The organism is Limnothrix sp. FACHB-1083, from assembly GCF_014696485.1.
Taxonomy (GTDB): Bacteria; Cyanobacteriota; Cyanobacteriia; order CACIAM-69d; family CACIAM-69d; genus CACIAM-69d.
This window is the reverse complement of record NZ_JACJQD010000019.1, coordinates 1-22728: the sequence shown is the minus strand read 5'-3', so window position 1 is coordinate 22728 and position 22728 is coordinate 1. Positions and strand designations below refer to the sequence as shown.

The 22728-nt window shown below is 53.4% G+C and carries 24 protein-coding genes, 1 tRNA gene and 1 pseudogene; 13 read left to right on the top strand and 13 right to left on the bottom strand.

Going from position 1 to position 22728, the window contains the following annotated elements; genetic code table 11:
- Positions 1 to 141: 141 nt before the first annotated feature.
- Entirely contained in the window at positions 142 to 1059 is a 918-nt protein-coding gene (locus H6F46_RS17850) for a hypothetical protein (protein WP_190356110.1), read from the top strand.
- On the opposite strand, the gene H6F46_RS17845 is transcribed toward H6F46_RS17850, so the two are convergent.
- From H6F46_RS17845 to rplS, 10 genes are all read right to left on the bottom strand, one after another.
- The gene (locus tag H6F46_RS17845) at positions 1056 to 1523 is read right to left on the bottom strand and encodes a hypothetical protein (protein ID WP_190356109.1); all 468 of its coding nucleotides are present in this window, start codon (positions 1521 to 1523) and stop codon (positions 1056 to 1058) included. The genes H6F46_RS17850 and H6F46_RS17845 overlap by 4 nt on opposite strands.
- A gap of 226 nt (positions 1524 to 1749) precedes the next feature.
- The gene (gene rplL / locus H6F46_RS17840; protein ID WP_099534250.1) at positions 1750 to 2133 is read right to left on the bottom strand and encodes a 50S ribosomal protein L7/L12; all 384 of its coding nucleotides are present in this window, start codon (positions 2131 to 2133) and stop codon (positions 1750 to 1752) included.
- Positions 2134 to 2268: 135 nt separating this feature from the next.
- Positions 2269 to 2796 (bottom strand): 50S ribosomal protein L10, encoded by a 528-nt coding sequence (rplJ, locus tag H6F46_RS17835; RefSeq protein WP_099534249.1) that lies wholly within the window; start codon positions 2794 to 2796, stop codon positions 2269 to 2271.
- 360 nt (positions 2797 to 3156) lie between these two features.
- The gene (rplA, locus tag H6F46_RS17830) at positions 3157 to 3876 is read right to left on the bottom strand and encodes a 50S ribosomal protein L1 (RefSeq protein ID WP_099534247.1); all 720 of its coding nucleotides are present in this window, start codon (positions 3874 to 3876) and stop codon (positions 3157 to 3159) included.
- Positions 3877 to 4031: 155 nt separating this feature from the next.
- Positions 4032 to 4457 (bottom strand): 50S ribosomal protein L11, encoded by a 426-nt coding sequence (rplK, locus tag H6F46_RS17825; protein ID WP_099534246.1) that lies wholly within the window; start codon positions 4455 to 4457, stop codon positions 4032 to 4034.
- A 24-nt stretch (positions 4458 to 4481) separates the two neighbouring features.
- Positions 4482 to 5117 (bottom strand): transcription termination/antitermination protein NusG, encoded by a 636-nt coding sequence (gene nusG / locus H6F46_RS17820; RefSeq protein WP_099534245.1) that lies wholly within the window; start codon positions 5115 to 5117, stop codon positions 4482 to 4484.
- The gene (gene secE / locus H6F46_RS19440; protein ID WP_099534244.1) at positions 5114 to 5335 is read right to left on the bottom strand and encodes a preprotein translocase subunit SecE; all 222 of its coding nucleotides are present in this window, start codon (positions 5333 to 5335) and stop codon (positions 5114 to 5116) included. The genes nusG and secE overlap by 4 nt, the downstream gene beginning before the upstream one ends.
- Positions 5301 to 5501, bottom strand: a complete 201-nt coding sequence (locus H6F46_RS19435; protein ID WP_190356108.1) for a hypothetical protein — start codon at positions 5499 to 5501, stop codon at positions 5301 to 5303. Before H6F46_RS19435 ends, secE begins: the two co-directional genes overlap by 35 nt.
- Before the next feature lie 74 nt (positions 5502 to 5575).
- Positions 5576 to 5648, bottom strand: a tRNA-Trp gene (locus H6F46_RS17805).
- A gap of 98 nt (positions 5649 to 5746) precedes the next feature.
- Positions 5747 to 6109 carry a 50S ribosomal protein L19 gene (gene rplS / locus H6F46_RS17800; protein ID WP_099534243.1) on the bottom strand — a complete coding sequence of 121 codons (363 nt, stop codon included), beginning with the start codon at positions 6107 to 6109 and terminating at the stop codon, positions 5747 to 5749.
- Positions 6110 to 6297: 188 nt separating this feature from the next.
- On the opposite strand from rplS, the gene H6F46_RS17795 reads away from it, so the two are divergent.
- The 9 genes from H6F46_RS17795 (at position 6298) to H6F46_RS17755 (ending at position 17938) form a co-directional block, all read left to right on the top strand.
- On the top strand, positions 6298 to 7656 hold the full coding sequence (locus H6F46_RS17795) for a hypothetical protein (RefSeq protein WP_190356107.1): 1359 nt from the start codon (positions 6298 to 6300) through the stop codon (positions 7654 to 7656).
- A 192-nt stretch (positions 7657 to 7848) separates the two neighbouring features.
- On the top strand, positions 7849 to 8778 hold the full coding sequence (locus tag H6F46_RS17790; protein ID WP_190356106.1) for a bestrophin family protein: 930 nt from the start codon (positions 7849 to 7851) through the stop codon (positions 8776 to 8778).
- A gap of 154 nt (positions 8779 to 8932) precedes the next feature.
- Entirely contained in the window at positions 8933 to 11023 is a 2091-nt protein-coding gene (locus tag H6F46_RS17785; protein ID WP_190356105.1) for a DNA methyltransferase, read from the top strand.
- A gap of 2 nt (positions 11024 to 11025) precedes the next feature.
- Positions 11026 to 11442, top strand: a complete 417-nt coding sequence (locus H6F46_RS17780; protein ID WP_190356104.1) for a XisH family protein — start codon at positions 11026 to 11028, stop codon at positions 11440 to 11442.
- Entirely contained in the window at positions 11430 to 11762 is a 333-nt protein-coding gene (locus tag H6F46_RS17775) for a XisI protein (protein WP_190356103.1), read from the top strand. Before H6F46_RS17780 ends, H6F46_RS17775 begins: the two co-directional genes overlap by 13 nt.
- Before the next feature lie 40 nt (positions 11763 to 11802).
- Positions 11803 to 15261 carry a DEAD/DEAH box helicase family protein gene (locus H6F46_RS17770; RefSeq protein WP_190356102.1) on the top strand — a complete coding sequence of 1153 codons (3459 nt, stop codon included), beginning with the start codon at positions 11803 to 11805 and terminating at the stop codon, positions 15259 to 15261.
- Between the two features lie 8 nt (positions 15262 to 15269).
- Positions 15270 to 15857, top strand: a complete 588-nt coding sequence (locus H6F46_RS17765; protein ID WP_190356101.1) for a chromophore lyase CpcT/CpeT — start codon at positions 15270 to 15272, stop codon at positions 15855 to 15857.
- Between the two features lie 155 nt (positions 15858 to 16012).
- Positions 16013 to 16627, top strand: coding sequence for a chromophore lyase CpcT/CpeT (locus tag H6F46_RS17760; protein WP_199291651.1), 615 nt, complete (start codon positions 16013 to 16015; stop codon positions 16625 to 16627).
- Between the two features lie 186 nt (positions 16628 to 16813).
- Positions 16814 to 17938, top strand: a complete 1125-nt coding sequence (locus H6F46_RS17755) for an AI-2E family transporter (protein WP_190356100.1) — start codon at positions 16814 to 16816, stop codon at positions 17936 to 17938.
- 116 nt (positions 17939 to 18054) lie between these two features.
- Here H6F46_RS17755 and H6F46_RS17750 read toward each other — a convergent pair whose 3' ends face one another.
- Positions 18055 to 19230: a beta-ketoacyl-ACP synthase gene (locus tag H6F46_RS17750; protein ID WP_190356099.1), complete on the bottom strand. Its 1176-nt coding sequence runs from the start codon at positions 19228 to 19230 to the stop codon at positions 18055 to 18057.
- A 389-nt stretch (positions 19231 to 19619) separates the two neighbouring features.
- Here H6F46_RS17750 and H6F46_RS17745 point away from each other — a divergent pair, with 389 nt between their 5' ends.
- Positions 19620 to 20105, top strand: a complete 486-nt coding sequence (locus H6F46_RS17745; RefSeq protein ID WP_143473152.1) for a hypothetical protein — start codon at positions 19620 to 19622, stop codon at positions 20103 to 20105.
- Positions 20106 to 20347: 242 nt separating this feature from the next.
- On the opposite strand, the gene H6F46_RS17740 is transcribed toward H6F46_RS17745, so the two are convergent.
- Positions 20348 to 21127: a peptidylprolyl isomerase gene (locus tag H6F46_RS17740; RefSeq protein WP_234407059.1), complete on the bottom strand. Its 780-nt coding sequence runs from the start codon at positions 21125 to 21127 to the stop codon at positions 20348 to 20350.
- Positions 21128 to 21129: 2 nt separating this feature from the next.
- On the bottom strand, positions 21130 to 21696 hold the full coding sequence (locus H6F46_RS17735; protein WP_099534768.1) for a photosystem I assembly protein Ycf4: 567 nt from the start codon (positions 21694 to 21696) through the stop codon (positions 21130 to 21132).
- Between the two features lie 716 nt (positions 21697 to 22412).
- Here H6F46_RS17735 and H6F46_RS17730 point away from each other — a divergent pair.
- Both H6F46_RS17730 and H6F46_RS17725 read left to right on the top strand, forming a co-directional pair.
- Positions 22413 to 22586 carry a hypothetical protein gene (locus H6F46_RS17730; RefSeq protein ID WP_158234519.1) on the top strand — a complete coding sequence of 58 codons (174 nt, stop codon included), beginning with the start codon at positions 22413 to 22415 and terminating at the stop codon, positions 22584 to 22586.
- A gap of 18 nt (positions 22587 to 22604) precedes the next feature.
- Positions 22605 to 22728: pseudogene (locus tag H6F46_RS17725) on the top strand (photosystem II D2 protein (photosystem q(a) protein)); the annotation flags it as partial.

The following is a 22728-nucleotide window of genomic DNA, read 5'->3' as shown; positions in this document are numbered from 1 at the left end:
TTACGACCCGTGACCCAGGCTGTTACGATGCGATTTAGCGGCGCTGGCAATGGAGTTCAGGTCAATTTGTGGGCATTCCCAGGGACTGGATTCATCCGCCCTGAGCCATTGAGGGTCGCTGGCTGTTGCGCTGTTTTGGAAATGGCTATGTCGTCGGACTCACCCAAGTCGGTTGGAACCGAACCCACGAAGGGATCGTGGCGGCGGGCGATCGCTCGCCTGCTGCGGGGCCTGATTCGCTTGTTGGACTGGGCGGCGACGGAACTGGAAACGGAGTCGGCCTTGCCTCCGGCCACCTCGGTGCGATCGCCCCGGTTGACCCCAGCCCAAGCGGGCCATCAAGTTTTAGGCTGGGCCCGCCCTTGGTTGCCCGAATCCCTGCGGAAGCTGTCCGATCGCAACCTGACCATTGCCCTGTCGATAATGGGGAGTGTGGTGCTGGTTGCCGCGATCGCCATTTTCCCGCCCAAGTTTCAACCTGCCACGGTGGCTCAACAGCCGCCGGAGTCTCAGCCTGCTCCTCTCAAGCCGTTGATTCCCACCCTGCTGGAACTGCCGTCTGATGCGGAGGAAGCGGAACCGATCGCCCCTTCTGGTAACGGAGCGGCGGGATCGGAGTCCACGCCTCGAACAACGGACATTCCTGGTCAGACCGCCGCAGAATCCGGGGACGTGGGAGTTTCCGAGACGACCCCGGTTTCTAGCCCGCCGCCCAAACTGGAGCGATCGCCGGAACAACAATTAATTGCGGCGATTCAGGACGAAACCAGCGAAATTGCCACTCGCTACGGCGATCAGGCGTTGGTGGACTCCATCCAAGCGGACTTCCGTGCCAGTCGGCTGATTGTGACGGTTCCGGCTGATTTGTGGTACGGGTTGGGCGATCGCAATCAGGATCGGTTTGCGGCGGATTTATTGAAGCGATCGCGCCGTTTAGATTTCAACAAGCTGGAGCTACAGGATCGAGAGGGACAACTGTTGGCCCGCAGTCCCGTGGTGGGCGATCGGGTCGTGATCTTTCAGCGATCGGCCGAGGGCGAGAGCACCAGTGGCGCTTAGGATAGCCCCGCCACCCATTGCACCCATTGTCCCAACAGTAACAACAACCAGTTGGCGTAGGGCAAGCTGCTGAAAATGGCCCCCTGACGCGATCGCCCCCGCAGCCATAGCACCCAGCCCCCCGTTAGCCCCAAAATGGCCACCGGAGGAAATAGGGCGATCGCAACCCACGCCAGCCCGGCTCCTATGGGGGCCGCTGAATCGGCCTGGGCGAAGAGAGACGGCGAAGCCACCGCAGCCAACAACCCCGGAGGCAGCAAGGCCCCAAAAAATAGGCTGTTGGCAATCAACACAAATTGAGCAAACCCGCGCATGGCTTTTGTCTTGCGGCCGCGCAACGGAGTACGCAGTCTTGTTCTCGGATTTTGCCTCCAAAGCGGTTCAGCCAGCAAGGGGCGATCGCTCCGGTTCAGGCCTTGGGAAACAGGTTGCAAGCTGAAGAGACCAGCCTCGATCGAGTTCAAGCGCGTTCAACCGGGTTCCCAGGGCCCCAATAACAACAACTCCCCCAGTTCGTGAACTAGGAGAGTTGCTGTTGATTGGATCTTGGCTTGGTTGATTTGATGGTTGATGGTTGTTGGTCGCCCAGGGGCGATCGCGCTGGATCTGCACCCCGGCTGACCAAAACCACTGACCAATCCAATTGACCAAATAACTGGATCAGACCGATCGAAAAAGGTCGATCGAATCTTACTTGACCGAAGCTTCTGCGCCAGCGTCTTCCAGTTTCTTCTTGGCGGCTTCGGCATCGTCCTTGGAAGCGCCTTCCTTGACCACCTTGGGAGCAGCTTCCACCAAATCCTTGGCTTCCTTCAGACCCAAACCGGTCAGTTCGCGCACCACCTTCAGCACGGCGATCTTCTTGTCGGCGGGCACTTTGTCCAGCACCACATCGAAAGCGGTCTTTTCTTCCACTTCCTCAACCGCAGCGGGAGCAGCCGCCACGATCACCCCACCAGCGGGAGCCGCAGCGCTCACGCCAAACACTTCTTCGATTTCTTTAACCAGCTCAGCCGCTTCCAGCAGGGTCAGCGACTTCAAGCTTTCAATGATCAATGCGACCTTCTCAGACATGGATTTGCTCCTTGCAATGGTTGAACAGCAATAACAGCAACAGGGGAAACCAACACAGTCGATCGGGGTCGTCGGCTTGTGGGCCAAAACCTTAGGCCGCCGGGCGATCGCACTGCTCGATTCTGAAGCGATCGCCTAGGCGGCTTGCTTCTCGGAAATTGCCTTGATCCCACGAGCCAGCATCGAAGGCACTTCCTTGACACCGAACGCGATCTTGGTGGCCAGGCCATTGATCCCACCAGCGATTTGAGCAATGAGTTGCTCCTTCGAGGGCAGGTCGGCAATTGCCTTAACCTCGGCCTGCGTCAGGGCGCGACCTTCCATCACACCGCCGCGCAGCTCGGTTTTCTTCGAGGCCTTCTGGAAATCTTGGTATGCCTTCAGGGCAGCACCCAGGTCTCCCTTCAGCAACAAAAATGCCGAAGTACCCTTCAGAAACTCCGTCATGGGCTGCCAGTTGGCATCACCCTCAACGGCGATCCGCATCAGCGTGTTTTTCGTCACTTTGCAAACCGCGCCGCTCGCAGCGATGCGATTGCGTAGATCCGACAATTCAGCAACCGACAGACCCGCGTAGTCGATCACTGCCACCATTTCGGTTTCAGTGAGCAGCGACTTCAGATCCGCGACAATTGCTTGCTTGTCCTCCAGCGTGCGACCCATTCGTCATCACCTCCTTTCGGTTTGTCGCGCAGTCTGGAAACGAGAACCCCCTCGACGGTCAGCCAAAGACGGGTCGAGGGGGTTCGATTTGACAGCCAAACAGCACCCTGAGCGGGTAGCGAGTTGGCTCAAAACAGGACAGACCTCGGTGGGAATTGATTAAGCGATCGCGCAATTGCGAACACACCCACTGTCTTTGGTTGTTGGGTTTTGAAGCTAGGGTTTTGAGAAGCGACTGCTGGGCCGCTAGTTCAACATCGAGGAGGTCTTGGCTGTTGATTAGCACCGCGATCGAGCTAGATCAACAGCCGAAGCTTGGATTCGCGAAGGGGTAAATCTCTACCCCCCAGCACCGCCCGTTTAGGCAGCGTTCTCGCCAATCTTCAAGTCGCGCAGGGCAGCTACATCTACTTCTACCGACGGCCCCATGGTGGAGGTCACGTAGATGCTGCGCCAGTAGCGACCCTTGGCACCCGAAGGACGGTTACGATCGATCGTCTCTTGCAACGCCTTCAGGTTCACCAGCAAATCTTCTGCCGTAAAGGCAGACTTACCGATGCCCACGTGGACAATACCCGTGCGATCGGCCCGGAATTCCAGCTTACCAGCCTTGAACTCCGAAATCGCCTGAGGCAAGTCGAACGTCACCGTACCACCTTTCGGCGACGGCATCAAGCCCCGGGGACCCAACAGCCGACCCAACTTTGCCACCTGGGGCATCATGTCGGGCGTGGCAATCAGGATGTCAAAATCCATCATGCCCTTTTGGATTTCTTCAATCAGGTCTTCGGAACCGGCAATATCAGCGCCAGCGCCCGTTGCTTCCGCGACCTTTTCCCCCCGAGCAATCACCGCCACCCGCACGGTTTGACCCGTGCCCTTGGGCAGGGCCACCGTGGTTCGCAATTGTTGGTCAGTGTATTTCGGGTCAATGCCCAACTTGATGTGGGCTTCCACCGTTTCCACAAACTTAGCTGTGGCCAGTTCCTTCACCAGCTCCAGCGCCTCCACGGGCGCATAGGGACGCGGTTCCACCTTGGCCATTAGCTCGCGCATCCGGCGCGAAATCTTACGAGTCATGAATTAAAACACTCCTTCGGGGTCATTAGCGAAGAGGTGATCTTCTCCCCCAGATGGTTTTCAGCAAATCTGTTTGTGATCGGTCTGAGATCGGTCAATGACTCGGTGAATTAGGAGTCGATCGAGCCGACTGCCCCCAACCGAACCAATGGCTCCTACTCGACGATCGTCACGCCCATGTTGTTGGCCGTCCCTTCGATGATCCGCATGGCGGCTTCCACATCGTTGGTGTTCAGGTCAGGCAGCTTGGTTTGGGCAATTTCCTGAAGCTGGGCGCGGGTAATTTTGCCCACCTTTTTGGACTTCGGATCACTCGAACCGCGATCGATGCCAGCGGCCTTGCAAATCAAAACGGAAGCAGGCGGTGTTTTCAGAACGAAGGTAAAACTCCGATCTTCAAACACCGAGATTTCTACCGGAACCACCAGCCCAGCCTTGTCGGCCGTGCGGGCATTATATTCCTTGCAGAACATCATGATGTTGACCCCATGCTGACCCAGGGCAGGCCCGATCGGGGGAGCAGGGGTCGCTTTGCCGGCGGTAATCGCCAGCTTAATGATTGCGACGACTTTCTTAGCCATTCGTTTATTGCGCTATGGGACGAGCTAGCTTTGCTTTTGAACTTGGTTGAACTCCAGTTCAACCGGGGTATCCCGACCAAAAATCGACAGCAAAGCCTTCAGCTTGCTGCGTTCGGGACTCACTTCAATCACCTCGCCTTCAAAATCCTTAAACGGCCCAGACAAAACCACAATCTTGTCACCGGCCGCCATATCAATTTTGATGACGGGTTCTTGCTCCTGGGCCTGGCGGAAAATGCGCTCGACTTCAGCGGGACTCAGGGGTACGGGCTTGACATGGCCGCGCCCGCGACCTTGGCCGCGCCGTTGTTCTGCCCCCACAAAGTTAATCACGTTGGGGGTATTCTTCACAACCATCCAGGTTTCGTCGTCCAGATGCATCCGCACCAGGACATAGCCGGGGAAAACCTTCTCGTCGCCATGCTGACGGCTACCGTCTTTGCGCATTTTGACGGTGGGGGTTTGGGGAATTTCCACCTGCAAAATTCGTTCGGCCACGTCAAGGGTTTGCACCCGTTGTTGCAGGTTCATCTTGACGCGGTTTTCACAGCCGGAAGCCACTTGCACGGCATACCAGCGAGCACGACGGGCTAAAACCTTGGGCGCTTGCTCTTCGGTTTGTTCGTCGCTGTCGTAAAACTGTTCGTCGCTCAGGCTCATTGGAACACCTGCTTTGCGATCCAAGTGAAGAGGTTGTCAACCAGATAGATAGTTGTGGCGGAGAGAACAACCATCAGCACCACCGCCACAGACTCACTGATGAGTTGTTGGCGACTGGGCCAAACGACTTTGCTGAGTTCTTCGCGAGTGCCGCGCAGAAACTCGGTGGGGTCGAATTTTTCGTTATCTGGGGCTGGCGATTCCGCTGGTTTGCTCACGGGTGGGTTCCTCTGTTGACCAATGCTCCTTAGGATGGGGACTCGATCGCACGGAAGACCAAAGGCTGACGGGCCATAGGGCCACAGACTGGCTCCGGTGAAGAGGCGTTCGATCGGTCGTGATACCCGGTTGGTCGATCAGGGCTGATCGGAAAACACGCCTCATGAGAATCTACCCAAAGACCTCTTGCCGGTGATGGCGGTCAGCCTTTGGGTAGATTCATCGGCGATGAATGCCAGCGCGCCCTGGAGGACTCGAACCCCCGACATCAGGTTTTGGAGACCTGCGTTCTACCGACTGAACTAAGAGCGCACGTTTGGACGTTTTCTCAGTTTAGCACTAATCGAGGCCGGTCGCTCAAAAACCATTTGAAATGGATGAACCGATCGAACGAAGATCCGGGGAGGATCTTACTTCTTGCGATCGAACCGTTCCTTGATGCGGGTTGCCTTACCAATGCGCTGACGCAGGTAGTACAGCTTGGCACGACGGACTTTACCACGGCGCACGACTTTGATATTCGCGACGCGGGGCGAGTGCAGCAAGAACACGCGCTCTACGCCAACACCTTGGAACACCCGACGCACGGTGACGGTTTCGTTAATTCCGCCGTTGCGCATCGCGATGATGGTGCCTTCGTAGGGCTGGACGCGCTCTTTGCCGCCTTCTTGGATCACAACACCAACTCGAACCGTGTCCCCGACATAAAGGACGGGCAGGTCTGATTTGAGTTGCTCAGCTTCGATTGAGCGGATGACTTCTTGCGCGTTCATGACTGGTTCAAAAAACCACAAGCACACATCTTAGCCGTTGAACAGTCATTTCGTCTAGCTTGGTTTGGCTTTTTTCCGATCGAGCCTGGATCGTCCCCCTCGCTCGATCGGCCCTCTACACTGAGGGAAACGTATAAGATGCGGGACAATTCTCCTCGGTGGCACTGGGGAGGAGGGCAAAACAAACCATGGAGCAAATCCTGAAAAGATCACAGCAACTGCTGCAAGGACTGCGATCGCCCTTGGGGTCGGCCATGGTCTTGTCCTTTGTGGTGCATTTGGCGGCCTTGCCTCTGCTGGCGGACTGGAATCCGGCCTCACCCCCCGAGGACGAGCGCAAAGTGGCCCTGCTGGAGCTGACCCCCGAGGAGTTGCAAGAGCTGCCGGCTTTTGCCCGGGAAGCGGCCGCCCAACCCCAAAATCCAACCGGCCTGACCAATCCCCCCAATGCCAACCCCAATTCCGGTAGCGCCAACGATCTGTTCAATCGCTTAGGTTTGGGCAGTTCGTCGCCGTCCGTTGGTCGCGGAGCTGCCGCCGATCCCTTCAATACCTTTGGTGGTGCAGCGGGTAACCAGGGTCGTTCCAACAGTCGCATGGGCGATCGGGCTACGAACCGGTTTGAGAATAATCCCAATAACAACCCCTATAACAACTCCTACATCAGTCCCTATAACGATTACGCTGGCTGGGATCAGTTCCAAAATCTGCCCCCTCGCCCCAACGGTGGCGATCGCGGTCGTCGGGGTCGCCAGCCCAATGGCCAGTCCCGATCGCCCGCGGCCGCCACCCCCGCCACCGCTGCCGATCGCCTGGCCCAGTCCACCGCCAACGTTGCGATCGCCCAATTTCGAGATCAATGGCGAATGGCGGCCGGTTTCCAGGCCTTGGCCAGCGGTCTGAACCCGGAACCGACCGATCGCCCCGGGAACTACACCTTTAATCCAAGCCTGGTGAGCAGCAACGCCACCCAAGGTCGCCTGAGCCAACTGGCCGATTGGGTGAAACGGGTCAACGATCTCCCCATGCGCAACGCAGATGGATCCCTGTTGCCGGGCACGGGCAAAGAATTAAACGGCGTTTTCCGCGACATGCTCACTGTCGGAGACTCCATTCAAAAGAAAGACACCCCGATCCAATGGCGCAAATTTGCTGATCTGCGGGCTTGCACCACCCTGAGCGCCAACCCGCCCCAACCGATCCGCTTGGTTGTCTTGGTGGGCGATCGGGGACTGGTGGCCCCCGGTTTGAACCCCGTGCGGTTGGTGCAAAGCTCCGGCTACTCAGCCTTGGATGACGAGGCGATCGCCTTTTTGACCCAACAGCTCACCGGCAAAAAACTCTCCGATCGCCCGGGCTATCTCATCCACATCTACACCCTGACCTATCCCCCTTGTCGCGCCGCCAACCCCGACCCGACCCCTAGCCCCACATCTAGCCCCACGCCCGACCCCACACCTGGCCCCACATCCAGCCCCGCACCCACCACCGAAAGCCCCGCATCACCCTCCGGCGAAACCCCGGACTCCCCTCGCTCATCGCCCTAGGCTTGCCCATCCGCCACGGCCAACCTTATGCCATTCCTGCGGTCTTCAGCGTGCTGGAAACCGTTCTAGCGAGATTGCTCAACAAAACACAAAACCCATTGCCCCAAGCGATCGCCCTGCGGCAGAGTCAGCCAACTGAGTACAATCAACCCACTTCCCTACTCAGGATTTTGCGAGAACTCTGAAATCGTAATGGCAACCAGCATTTTTCAATTCAGACAAAAAGATCGCCGTCCCTGGCTGCGGGTCATTCTGCAACTGCGCGGCTCCGTTGTGCCCACCATTGCACCCCGCGTGCTGCTTTGTGGAACCTTTGCCGCCATCATCAGTTGGCTACATGCCCTGAAAGTTCCCGTGGCCCAACCGGGCTGGGCCAATTTAATTCCCAGCGTGGTGCTGGGTTTGCTATTGGTTTTCCGCACTAATACCGCCTACGAACGATTCTGGGAAGGGCGCAAACTTTGGGGCGGAATTGTTAACACCTCCCGTAACCTGGGGCGACAAATTTGGGTGGCAATTGACGAACCAACGCCGGAAGTGCGGGAACAAAAAATCTCAGCTTTGAATCTCATTGCTGCCTTTGGCATTGCCACCAAGCAACATTTACGAGGGGCATCCGTCACCGAAGCGGTTGCGGATTTAGTTGAGCCAAATGTGCTGGCTAATTTGCAAACCACGAATCACGCACCTATTGATTTATCGGTACGAATTGCCGCTTTTTTAGAAGAGCAACGCGATCGCGGCAACCTCAACCCCTATCAACTGGCTTCCATGCACCGTCTGCTTGATGTGTTGGTGGATTCTTTGGGAGGTTGCGAGCGAATTTTGCGAACACCCATGCCCTTTGCCTATGCCATTCACTTGCGGCAATTGCTATTAATTTACTGCTTAATTTTGCCTTTTGAATTGGTGTCCAAGGTGGGTTGGTGGACAGGATTACTCGTTGCCATCATTTCTTTCACCCTATTTGGAATTGAAGAAATTGGCGAAGAAATCGAAAATCCCTTTGGCACGGATCCGAATGATTTGCCCCTAGATGCCATTTGCAACACCGTTCGCCAAAACATGCAAGATTTGAGTGCGATCGAACCCCGCGCGGTCGATGTGCGATCATTGCCCTAACCCTCCAATCGGCTCGTAGTGCAGGTTTCAACCTGCACCATCCTGCACTTCCGTGCGAGCTAAAGCTCACACTACAAGCGTCGCGCAGCCGTGACTATAATTGTCATGGTGCTTTCTGCGTTCACCTTTTCTCGTTTACTTTTTGACTCACGCCATGACTCAGCAACCGACCTACGGCCCACACAATCCCCATCCCCTGTCGCAATTGCGGACGGAGTTGGTGTGGGAGGGGAAGTATGACGAGTATGGCAATCGGCGGGAGGTGGATATTGCGGGCTGCGCGATGCCGATGCAAAAAATTGAGAGCATTGATGAGCCACGGCGGGAAGCGGAAGCGAATCAACAATTGACGCTTTTTGAACAACAAAATAAGCGCCAGGATGATTTTCGGAATCGGCTAATTTGGGGCGATAACAAGCTGGTGATGGCTTCGTTGTTGAAGGAGTTTAAGGGCAAGGTGGATCTGATTTATATCGATCCACCGTTTGATGTAGGTGCGGACTTTTCGATGCAGGTTCAGATTGGGGATGAAAAAGATTCAATTCAAAAAGAACAATCAACCTTAGAAATGGTTGCTTATCGAGATACGTGGGGAAGAGGAACTGACTCTTACTTGTTCATGATGTATGAACGCCTTTCTCTAATGAAAGAGCTTCTTTCCGAGACTGGCAGTATATATGTACATTGTGACTATCGCACTAATGCTTATCTGAAAATTATATTAACTGACGTGTTTGGCTTAAATTCTGAATTGAATCGAAGTGAAATCATTTGGAAAAGCGCTCCCGGGCACAATGATGCAGGGTATTATGGGGTAACACATAACACTATCTTCTTTTTTTCAAAATCAGAAAAGGTTACTTGGAATCAGCTCTATGATTCCTATGACTCAGAATATATTGAGTCTCACTACAGGCTTACTGACGATAAGGGTCGTCTATATAGAACTGATAACTTGACTGCCTCTGGGTTAAAAGGCGGTGGATATGACTATGTATGGAATGGAGTTAGGAAAATTTGGAGATGTCCTATTTCTAAAATGCAAGAACTTGATAATTTAGGACGTATAAAATATACACGTAATGGAACAGCTGAGTACATTCGTTATTTAGATGAAATGCCAGGAAAACCATTAGGAGATCTCTGGTCTGATCTCCCACGTATAAACTCTCAAGCTATAGAAAAAACTGGATACGATACACAAAAGCCAGAAGCGCTTTTAGAACGTATTATCAAAGCCTCATCCAACGAAGGCGATCTTGTTGCAGATTTCTTTTGTGGATCAGGAACCACCGGAGCTGTCGCCGAGCGTTTAGGTCGTCGTTGGTTAATGGCAGATCTGGGGCGATTTGCCATCCACACCACCCGCAAACGGATGATTGAACTCCAGCGAAAATTGCACAGCGACGGGCAACCCTACCGCGCCTTTGATGTCTATAACCTCGGACGTTACGAGCGACAATGGTGGCAAAAAGATCGCCTACAGGGAGCCGATGAAGAACATCGCCGCGTCGTTCTGGAATTTTTTAAAGCCGAGCCTTTGACCAGCGCCCCCTCACCTCTTCTACATGGGCGCAAAGCCGGAGCCTTTTGCCATGTGGACGGGATTGATTCCATGTTTACCCGCGACGAAGCCAAACAAGTAGCCCAAGCCGTAAAAGCAGCGGGCGGGCGCGAGTGTTTTTGCCTCGCTTGGGAATTTGAAATGGACTTGCACTTGTTGATTAATGCCCTGGCGCAAGAACTGGGCGTGAAACTCAAAATGGTGCAAATTCCCCGCGAAATCATGGAGAAAAATCGCACCGCTCCGCCCCCATTTCTAGAAGTGGCCGTCCTGGCCGCCGAACCCGTCTACAAAACCGCGACGACTGCGACGACTGAAGTCGTCACTACAAACAAAAAGGCTCGTAGTGCTGACTTCAGTCAGCGCACCGTTGACATCAAACTCACCCAATTTTTGCCCTCCCTTGCCGAAGTTCCTACCAAAGAATTAGAGGCAATTCGAGAGCGAGCGATCAAAAGTGGCTTTGATTTCATTGATTTTTGGGCTGTAGATTTTAATTGGCAACCTGGCAAGGCCTTTAACCACGATTGGCAGGACTACCGCACTCGCAAAGATCGCAGCCTCAAAACCGTCAGCGATGCTAGTTACACCTATCCCGCACCCGGCAAATATACTGCCTGCGTCAAAGTGGTAGACACCTTCGGCTGCGATACCTCAATCACGATCGATATCGAAGTGTAACGATGCCAGCCAAGGACATCTACCACGATTGGGTAAAAGCATCGCTCATCCAAGCAGGGTGGACTGTTTCTCATGATCCCCTTTCAATCCGAGTTGGCAAAATTGGCATTCACGTTGATTTGGGGCTAGAGAATTTAATTGGGGCTGAAAAAGCACAGCGAAAAATAGCCATTGAAATCAAAGGATTTATGAATGTTTCTAAAATCACAGATTTCTATGCTGCCTTTGGACAATACCTCTGCTATAAGGTTGCCCTTGCTCGTGAAGACCCCGATCGCACGCTCTACCTAGCTGTTCCCGCACCGATTTACTACACATTTTTTAAAGAGATTTTGATTCAAGATGTGTTGAATGAATATCCCGTAAAACTGCTCATCTACAACTTGTCTAGTCAGGAGATTCAATCATGGATCGACTAAATCACTATCGCCATTGCATTCGCATCTTTCTCGATCGCTACTCTCAGCTTTGGCAAGAAAACGGTGTTGAAAACCAAATTATTATTGACTCTGAGCATGATCACTACTTATTACTGAAGGCCGGATGGGTTGGCGATCACAGAATTTATTATCCCGTTTTTCACTTTGACATTAAAGATGAAAAAATTTGGGTTCAAGAAAATACAACTGACGTAGAACTTGACAAAGATCTTGAAGCAATGGGCATCTCCAAACAAGAAATTGTTGTGGGTTTTCACCACCCTCTAATGCGTGAACATTCTGAGTTTGCCACGGCTTAATCTCCTCGCCTAATTGCCTTTTAGCCGCTTCATTACACCCATGGCTACCCTAAACCTTGCGCTGCTCGAACCGTTGTTTGCTCCTTGGCAAGAACCGAATGCTCACCGCGTTCGGGCCAGTAAATCTGGGGACTCAGCAGTGGTGCAACAGGGCCGCCGACCTTCTCCGATTGAAGTCGTAAACAGCCTGCGATCGGCGGTGCGGGAGTGGCGAGAAGCGTTCTACGTTGGAGCCAGCGATACTAGCCGTCATCTGCTGAACCATTGGTTTAACCGTGCCCACCGACAAACCACAGCCGCCGGAGAGGACTTCGAGTTTCGCTACTACTTTTGCCAGCGCGAGGCGATCGAAACCCTGATTTATCTCAAAGAAGTGCGGCGGATTGAGTGTCTGTCACAAATTATTGCGGAGTTTGGTGGCTCGAATGCGGAACTTCAGGCCTTGGGGGTCAAGGAGGAAGAAGATGCTTGGAGTCGTTACGCTTTTAAGCTGGCAACTGGTGCGGGCAAAACCAAAGTGATGAGCCTCTGCATGGTTTGGAGCTATTTCCATGCCCTGCGGGAGTCCGATTCAGAAATGGCGCGGCATTTCGTGGTGATTGCGCCTAACTTGACAGTTTATGAGCGGCTCAAGGACGATTTTGGTCATGGGCGGGTGTTTGATACCGATCCGCTGATTCCTCCCGAGTGGCGGGGAGATTGGAACTTGTCCGTGGTGCTGCAAGATGAGGCCAGCGGCGCAGCCACGGGGGGCACACTTTATCTAACGAATATCCATCGTCTCTACGACTCAGCCAAACGCACTAAAAAAGCGGCCGCCGATACCTATGAGTGGATGGGGCCTGTGGTGTCTAAAACGAAGGCGCTGGATACTGGAGCGGCCCTGCGCGATCGCATCACGACCCATCGACGAGTGATGGTGCTGAATGATGAGGCGCACCATGTGTGGGACTCGGGTTCGGCATGGAATGAAGCAATTCGTTGGCTCCATGAAACCCTTTTGGCTCGTAGCGGTTGCTCGCTGGTAGCGCAGTTGGACTTTTCAGCGACCCCCAAAGATAACAAAGGGCAACCATTTAAGCACATTGTCTGCGATACGCCCCTGGGAGAAGCGGTGGATGCGGGCATTGTTAAAACACCGTTGATCGGGGCTGCTAGTCAAAACTTGCAAGAGCAGGCTGATGATAATGCAGCCTATCGCTGGGAACGGCATTTGTTGCTGGGCTATGAACGCTGGAAAGCCAGCAAGGCAGAATGGGAGCCTAGCGGGAAAAAACCGTTGCTGTTTGTAATGTGTGAAGACACGGAAGCGGCTAATCAAATTACGCAACGCTTCAACACTGATCCCCTATTTGAGCAGCTAAACGGTAAAACGATTAACCTACACACAAATCTAAAGGGCAAGTTAAAAAAAGTTGGGCGAGGCCAAGACGCTCGCTATGAGTTTGTCGAAGATGAAAAAGCGATCAGCGATGAAGATCTGAAGGCATTGCGTCAACTGAGCCGCGAGCTAGACAGCAATGCCAGCCCCTATTTCTGCATTGTGTCGGTGTTGATGTTGCGGGAAGGATGGGACGTGCGGAATGTGACAACGATCGTGCCGCTGCGTCCCTACAGTTCCAAAGCCAATATTTTGCCGGAACAAACCCTGGGCCGTGGTTTACGCCGCATGACTCCGCCGGGACAGGCGAACGAGTTGGTGACGGTGGTTGAACATCCTGCTTTTGCGAGTCTCTATCAACAGGAGCTGGCTCAAGAAGGGTTGCCATTAGAAATTGTGGAACTCGATCAGGTTCCTAAAACAACAATCTCGATCTTTCCTGATCTGGCTCATAAGGATCTTGAAGCCCTAGAGATTCCTATTCCGTCGTTGTCGGCAGGCTTTCGGATTGTGCCAAAGCTGGAGGGGCTAACCATACAGGACGTAAAAAAAGCCTTCAAGTCTTACCGCCCATTGCCGTTAGGAAACTCATCAAATCTCAATATAATTCAATATGAAGGACGGCATCTTTTTACAGGTGAAATTGTAGAAAAAACGGAACTGAATCTACCGTTGCTGGCTTCAGGAGTTGGAGCGGTTTCTTATTACGTTAAACAATTAGAAACTATCTGTAAATTACGAGGATTGCACCCGCTTCTAGCTCCTTTAGTTCAGATGTTTTTAGAAGAAATTCTTTTTGATCAAAGAACAACCTTGTTTGACCCTCAACTAGTAGGGCGCTTGGCCGATTCTGATGTGGGTGAACATTTGCGAGCCGTGTTTGTGCCGCTGATCCGCAGTCATACAACAACGACGGAGGAGCGGCTGATGGTTGAGCCACCAAAGTTGTTAAAGAACTGGAAACCGTTTCAGGTGACCTTGAGCGATCGCCGTCCAGCTTTGCCAGCAGCGAAAACGCTTTTTAATCTGGTGACTTGCAATCGTGAACTCGAAGTGGCGGTGGCGAAGTTTTGCGATCGCGCTCCTGATGTAGCGGCCTTTGCTAAAAATGCGGGTTCTCAGGCCTTGCGCATCGATTATTTGGCCCTGGGCGATCGGCTGGCATTTTATACACCTGATTTCTTTGTGCGGACAAAGGATGGTTGTTGCTATTTGGTGGAAACCAAGGGGCGGGAAGATCGAGATGTGCCGTTGAAGGCTAAGGCTGCGATCGCTTGGTGTCAGGCGGCTTCTGGGGTGAGTGATGGGGTGACGACTGAAGTCATCACTACGAGCAAAAAGTGGCAGTATCTTTACGTTCCGCAAGGGGTATTTGAGCGGATGGCGGGTGATTCTGTGGCAGAACTAGCGCGGGCCTGTGAACCGGCTTTGCAAAATCTGCTGCAATCTGAAGAGTTTCAAGATTTACCGCTGTTTGCCAACTTAGGTCAGTCTGATGAGGAAATATCCCTGACTGATGACATTGTTGATCCAAGTATTTTGAACCAGTTACCAACCCGTTATCGCTGGGCAGCCGATCAAGCGATCATGCTTTATCAATTTTTTGAGAATAAAATGGGAATGAGCTATGCACCAGTCTTTACACCTTTACTAGGTTCAATTGACGAAGTAGCTAAAGGATTATTGACTCGACGGCTTCAGTCGGTAATGCCTACAAATATTAATGATCAAAAAGCCTGGTTTTCACCTGATTTGACCGTCATAGATCGAAAAACTGAGGGGCATTATCGCAAGCTTGCCCAAAACCTCAAACGCACCCTAGTGTTTAATAATGGGGTCTCCTTAATTGGTCTACTTCGGTCATGCTTAGACTATGCTCTCAATGACTCCATTTTAATTGGAGGGGTGTTCGAATCCCTTAGATCTGAATTACGATTCCAGGGCAGTCGGACGTTGCTAAAAACCATCACTCGGATCAACCAATTTCGAAACACCTACATCGCTCACCAAGAGTCAGAATTAACTGACCGGGACTTAGCGAAACAAGAACTACGAGTTTGGATTGAGGCACTACACAGAATTGCAACTGATAGAAGTGATTCATTGCTTAAGGATTGAGAAATTTAATGGACATAGAGACTAAGTGGCTCGATCGCCTGGCCCTTTGGCTGCCGGGGACTTTTGAAAATCGGGAACAGGCCCTGGCGGATCCCACTTGGTATGTGGGTGTGCGGCTGTGGCATCGATCGATCGGGGTCTTTGGGCCCGGCCACTTGGGGATTTATGCGGAACAGGCCAGCGCCCCCACCTTTGCCAAAATCTATCGCCCCAGGGTGTTCCAGATTTCTCCCACCTCTGATCCTGATTTTCCGCTGGCGGTGGCCTACTTTGCCCTGCGACAGCCGGAGCGGTGGCGCGGCGCGGGTTTGGATCCCGCTATTTTGGAACTCTTGACCTTGGCGGACTTGGAGCCACTGCCCGGTTGCCTGTTGCCCATGGCGGTTCTGGCAGAGGATGCAGGTTTCCGGGCCCAGCTTCCGCCCGATCGGCGTTGTTGTTTCCAGGCCGATGGGCAATTGCGCCAGGTGAGTTTGGGGTTTGAGGTGCGATCGGGCGAATTTCTCAGCTACGACAAGGGCATCGATCCCGACACGGGCAAACCGATTTGGGGGGCAATCATGGGCCCATTTCGCTATCGGCGCGTTGGCGATTAAGATGCGATCGCGGGGAGCCACTGCAACGAACTGCAACGGTCATCCGCTGTGGTCAGTGGTCAGCCTTTCCCTCGCCATTGTTGGGATCAATTTTGATTCGCTCCTATAACCATTCATTCCTTTCAATCCTTACGAAATCCCCGATTAATCACACCATGACCCAAGTGTCTGAAGCGATCGCCCCCGCTGCTGATTTGGTGACCCTTGGCCGTTGGATGGCCGCCGACTTCAGCAACCAAGCCCAAGCTTTTGAAAATCCGCCCTTTTTTGCCCATATTCGGGTCTGTATGCGGCCTCTGCCGATCGCCTTGCTGGGTGGCATTAGTTTCTATGTGGAACAGGCCTATGATTACGCCCTCAACCAGCCCTATCGCGTGCGAGTGTTGAAGTTGATTGAGGTGAATGGGCAAATCCAAATTGAAAACTATGCCGTTGCCCATGAGCAGGAATTTTTTGGTGCTTCTCGACAGCCCGATCGCCTGCAAGCGCTGACGGCCGATCGCCTGGAGCGGCTCTGTCATTGCAATTTTTTGGTGAGCCGGACGGGGCAAACCTTCACGGGCCAGGTGGAACCCGGCAAGGCCTGCATGGTCACGCGCAAGGGCAAGGAAACCTACTTGGATAGCCAGTTTGAAATCACAGCCGATCGATTTGTGAGCTGGGATCGGGGTCGTGACCCGGAAACCGATGAGCATGTGTGGGGTGCGGTGGCCGGGCCCTTTGACTTTGTGAAGGTGGCCAGCTTTGCCGATGAGGTGGTGGCTCCCTAGGGCGATGTGGCAGTGGGGAAGGGCGATCGATCTCCACGGTCGGCTTTCTCTGCGCCAAAATGATTGCCATCAGTTCCGCAGCGCTGGGCGACGGCGGAAGCCTGAGCGGGCTGCCTTGACTGTTTTCAGTGCGTGGCTCCTCTGTTTTTGGGGTGGCCGCTCGACTTCGATCAATCTCGATAATTAATGTCCATCCGATCACTCCTGCGCTGGTTTTTATTGGGGTTGCTGTTGCCGCTGGCGTTTTTGAACGGCTGGATGTTGCTTCAGGTCTTCAATTATTTTCAGTCCCTGCTGTCTGCCTTTGTGGTGGCCACGCTGGTGTCCTTTCTGTTGGACTATCCCGTGCGGTGGCTGGAAGCGCAGGGAAAACGCTGGCGTGTGCGGCGGGAATTTGCGGTGTTGGCGATCGTCCTGTTGACCTTGGGGATTGTGGGTCTGTTGGGGCTAACGCTGGCTCCGGTGCTCTATGACCAATTTGCTGCCTTTGCCAATGGGTTGCCCGGTTGGGTGGCTTCGAGTCGGCAACAGCTTGAAAACCTGTCTAATTGGGCCATTGCCAAGCGGCTCCCGATCGACCTTCAGCAGTTGGGAACCCAGGCGATCGCCCAATTCTCAGCCCAAATCCAAAACCTAACCACCCAACTGGTGAGCCTGTTGGTGCAAATGGCCGGGCGGGCCTTTGATGCCCTGATTGCGATGGTGCTGGCGGTGTATTTGCTGTTGCGGGGCGAGCAATTTTGGGATGGTTTTTTTAGTTGGTTGCCGCCCGAGCGACGGGAGCAGGTGCGCCAATGTTTTCGCCAAAATTTCCAAAATTACTATGCCGGCCAAGCGGCTTTGGCCACCACGATCGGGGTGGCTATGGTGTTGCTTTTTCTGGTGCTGCAAGTGCCGTTTGGGTTGCTGTTTGGCCTGGGCATTGGGGTCATGACGCTAGTGCCCTTTGGCGCGGGGATCAGCATTGTGGTGGTGAGCTTGCTGTTAGCGGTCAAGAGTTTTTGGCTGGGGCTACAGGTGCTTTTGCTGGCCTTTTTGGTGGATCAAATTATTGAAAATACGGTTGCTCCGCGCCTGTTGGGGCAATTTACGGGGCTGAATCCAGTTTGGGTGCTGTTGTCGTTGTTGGCGGGGGCTAAGGTGGGTGGTTTGCTGGGGGTGGTTTTGGCGGTTCCGTTGGCGGGAACGATCAAAAGCGCGATCGAACTGTGGCGATCGCCCAATCATGGCTGGACTTTGGCAACCGATTCCGCCTTGCCCGTCAAAACCGCTCGACCCGATCGCCCAGCGCAACCCACGCCCGATCGCTGAGAGTCGGGCCGCAGGATTGTGGAAAGCTAAAGTGCTGAGCCTCTCCAGGCTTCTAGGTTGCTGCAAATCTGGTTGCTGCAAATTGACGGCCTAGCCTGTTCCTCAATCCTCAACTCTCAATCTTCAAATCGCTGAACAGCGAGCACCGCATTTTGACCGCCAAACCCAAACGCAAAACAAAGGGTTCGATCGACATGTCGGGCGATCGGGGTTTGCAGCCAAAACCCGGCAAATTCTGGATCCTGTAATCCCACCGTGGGCGGCAACTGGCCGGACTCGATCGCCAAAAGACAAAACGCAACTCCCAAGGCGCTGGAAGCCCCCAGCGTATGGCCGGTGGCTCCTTTGGTGGAACTCACGGGCGGTTGTTGGGGAAAAAGATCTTGAATTAACTTGGCTTCCTGGGCATCATTCAGCTTGGTGGCTGTGCCGTGGGCGTGGATATAGTCCACCTGTTTCGGTCGCCAGCCGCTACGCTCCAGGGCCCAATGCACCGCAACCCGAGCCGATCGCCCCGTTGGATCCGGCGCACTGAGGTGATAAGCATCGGTGCTGAAGCCGGCCCCTAAAATTTCTCCATAGATTTTGGCTCCGCGCGATCGGGCCAGGTCGGCCGCTTCCAACACCAACAGAGCCGCCCCTTCTCCCAACACCAGCCCCTCGCGCGATCGGTCAAAGGGATAGGAACCCGTGGCCGCCAGGGCCCCCATTTGGGCAAACCCCGCCAAAGTCAGGGGCGTAATCGGGGCTTCCACGGCTCCCGCCAAGACCCGATCGCACCAGCCTTCCCGAATTAAGTCCGCTCCCCGGGCGATCGCGCTGATTCCGGTTGTGCAGGCAGTCATCGGGGCCAGTAGCGGGCCCCCTGCCCCCAATTGCTGGGCGATCCGCACCGCTGGGCCGTGGGGCAAATGCCTTAACCATTGATCATCCAAGGGGCGTTCCCCGGCGGCGTATTGCTCCAAAACTCCCTGATAGCTGCGGCTGGATCCCACACAAACCCCGAGATGTTGATCAACAAGATCTGGATCAATAGGTGCATCAATGGGAACCGTGGTTGCATCAACCCAAGCTGCTTGAGTTACCTGGTCTACTAACCGTGTTAGCTCAATTGGCTCCGAATCAATTAGTGCTAATGGACGCGCAGGAATTGAAACAAAGGGTTGATGGAGTTGAATGGCTGATTGCCTAGCAAGCAGTGATTGCCAAGTAACGTTTCGATTACCCAGAGCTGAAGTCAATCCAATACCAGTGACTACAATCCTTCTGGATTTCTCTTGAATGTGATTCATTTCAAACGTTCAAATCGCTCAAAAGTAATTTATGAATGATTTGTTAATCTGATGTTGCTGTCATTCAGTAATAATCTTTAAATTAAATCTTTGGTATTTTGGAAACTCTTTATAGAAATATTGCCTCACAATTGCTAATAATAACTGTTTTCAGGAAATTTTTCTTAAGGATTACAGATCAAATCAACGCTTATTTTGACGTTTTTTAATCAAACAACAAAGATCAATTGAAATTGGCGGCTTTCTTAAAAATCGTTCATTAAACTCTTTTGCAAGAGTATGGCTCTCTATCAGATTATTTAACAATTGACAATAGCGCGCGAGACTGAAATTCTAAAACTTAGTTGTTATGATTCGCCTAATCTCTGCGGCTATGGCTTCCATCAGTCATGACACTCAATATTAATCGGACAACTGTATCTACCCCCAAGGGTGACACATTGACTGGCGCTGGTAACGCAACAATTAACGGCAATGAGGGTAATGATCTCTTGCTGTCTCGCGGCGTAGGCCGTAACACGTTGCGCGGTGGAAAAGGTAACGACACACTATTGGGCTTTGCCAACGATCAGCTCTTTGGCGACCAAGGTGATGACATTCTCTATGCGGGTAGTAGCTCTCGTCTCACTGGAGGAGAAGGGCGCGATCGCTTTGTTGTGACTAATGGTTCGTTGCCTGCGGGAATTAACACGATTACTGATTTCACTCCCGATGTGGACTTGATTGTGTTTAAGGGAGTTGTGGGCCGCTACAGTGGCTTGCAAATTTCTGCACGAGGATCAGGTTCTGTGATTCGTTTCGATGGGCTTGATGTGGTGACTATTAATAACGTTGCCCCAGCACGTTTGGGTCGAGAGAACTTTGTTTTTGAATAGCAACCGGCCTCGAAAACGTTAGGTTGAGTCCTGTTTCAAGGCTATCGACTGTTGAAAGTTATCGAGTGTCGATAGCCTGATTGCACTGCTGACACAAATTGAAAAATGTGCCCAATAAAAAAGCAGGTAAGTTAATCAACTTATCTGCTTTTCATTTAATTCAAGCTTGAAAAAACAGGCTTAGGAAGTCCCTGGTTGGACGCGAGCGTGATTTTGCAGACTGAATTTTGCGATCGCTTGGACTAGGGCGTGGTTTTCAGATTTTCCAGACCTGCCGTGACGCTGGCTTTTTCAATTCGATCGCCCTGTTGCACCTGGTCGATCGTCTCCATGCCCTTGGTCACATAGCCAAACACCGCATAGCTACCATCCAACGGGGTTAACTCCGCCAGCGCAAAGTAAAACTGCGACGAGGCAGAATCCGGCGACATCGATCGTGCCATGGCCACCGCGCCCCGCTTGTGGGTTAAAACCGGCGTTTCTGCAATGCCCAAATCGGGGAACGTCGCACTATAAACCGGCTGGGCTTGACCCTTGGGCTTAATTTCCAGGGGAATGGTGCGCTCGCGGCCCGTTTTGGGATCCGTGAAACCGCTCATCCCCAACTCCGTGATCGGAACCTTGGGATCCTTGCTGCGCGGGTCGCCCCCTTGCACCACAAAGGGCACCGGCTCCCGCACCACCCGATGGAACATCAAGCCGTCATATACCCCACGGTTCACCAAATCCACAAAATTTCCGGCCGTGATGGGTGCGTTGGTGCCGTCCACCTCAATTTCCACCGGCTGACCCTTGATGGTCATGGTCACGGTTGCTTTTCCGGTTAACTGGGGCAAACCGGCGGGCAACTGGGCCGGCGTGGCGGCAACCGACGGCGCGGGGCTGCTCACTTGGCGACTATCGGCCGGCTGGCCAGCACAGCCCGCGATCGAAAAAACCAGCAACGCGGCAATCGGAGCCAGCCATAGCCCCCGGAATGCTTTGGCGCAGGTTTTCATCCAGTAGGTTGCTAAATAGTTCATCGTTACAGACCCTCCAGCGGCACACTCAGAAACTTGGCCAAAGCGGCTCCTTCCGTTTCCAGTGCCGTCAAGGACAGGGGTTGGCCCACACGGGTTAGGGGAACATCGCGCATATTCTTCACTCGCAGGTACAAGGCCCGCCGGGGGTTAATCCCTTCCTTGAGGTCTACGCGCACGGATTGAATCGCGCTCAGGTCGCAGGTGAGCTTCACTTCACGATTTTTGCCGGGATAGCCCCAGCGAAAAATGGTGGCTTTACCCGTGGTGCGATCGAACTCGTTATAACCACCGCCCACGTTCCAGCGAATGGTTAACCACAGATAGGTGGCCAGCAGTGATCCGGCAGTGCCATACAGCCCCATCACCAGTCCTTGGGGGACAAACACGAGCTTGGTGGGGTCTGAGAACAACAGCAGATTCACGCCCAGGTAGCTCGACAAACCGGCAAGCAAAAAGCCCGTAGCGCCGATGGTGACGATCGTGGCGATCGCATAGCTACTGAGACGGCGCGCGCCGACAATCTCCGTCCGCAACAGGCGATCGGATTGGGGATCGGTGGAGACAGTCATAGGTGTATGGCTTAAAAATTGCTTGTGTATCGAAAACAGGTGTGGGAACGCAGGGGGGGATGAAACGCTTGTTGGCCCCAAACTGTTGGCTCAGACCGGCCATGATTTGATTGGGCCCGGTTGCTCCATCAGGAACCGTCCCTTCAACAGTCTAAGCAAACTTGGCAGATTCCTAAAAATCTTGGCGAAAGACAACGATCCAAGAATGGCTGACGAACATTAAGCATAGTTACTTATTTTTTCTTAACGAAGGTCTTAGATTGGGGGAAATGAAAAAAATCGCAACAGCGCGATCGCCCGGAGCCGCGAACTCGGTGATCGTGACTTGGCGCTGAATCGCGATCGGGCTGCGAGATTGACCACCCATGGGCTGTGGATTGGCATGGGAATTGGCAGTGGTCTGTTACGGAGCCGTGCGTTGATCCCCGCAATTCTTAAATTAGTCTGAAGTTGATCGGAAGGGTTTTCGCCGCCCGTGATCCCGCCAACGGGCCCGATTGACGCGATCCACCTGGGTTTGATCAACTCCGTTAAGAGATTCTCCACCCCCCGATCGCCCCTTCAATTATCATGAGATTTGTAATCGATGTGATCGTTCGACCAAACCCTGGAAACCAGTCCAAATTTTCTGATTTGGTTGCCAGACTTGCGATCGCCCTACCCTCACCCGAAATGAGTGTGGTAGGTTAAGAAAAATTAACCGATCTCAGCAATCGATGGCATCGGCAACGGCGCTCTTCTGGGTGGAAGTGCAACTCATGCCCCAACTCCCTGCGGATTCTCATCGTTGCCCAGGCCCCGATCGCGAGACGGGTCAAAATTCTACGGAACCGGAAGTGCTTCAAACCCGCCTCACGACCGTAGATATCGCAATTTTGAACCTCTGTTAACAGATAGAGAGGAACTCCATGACCATCGCAGTTGGACGCGTGGGCACGGAACGCGGGTGGTTCGACGTAGTGGACGACTGGCTGAAGCGGGATCGCTTCGTCTTCGTCGGCTGGTCGGGTCTGCTGCTGTTCCCCTGCGCAT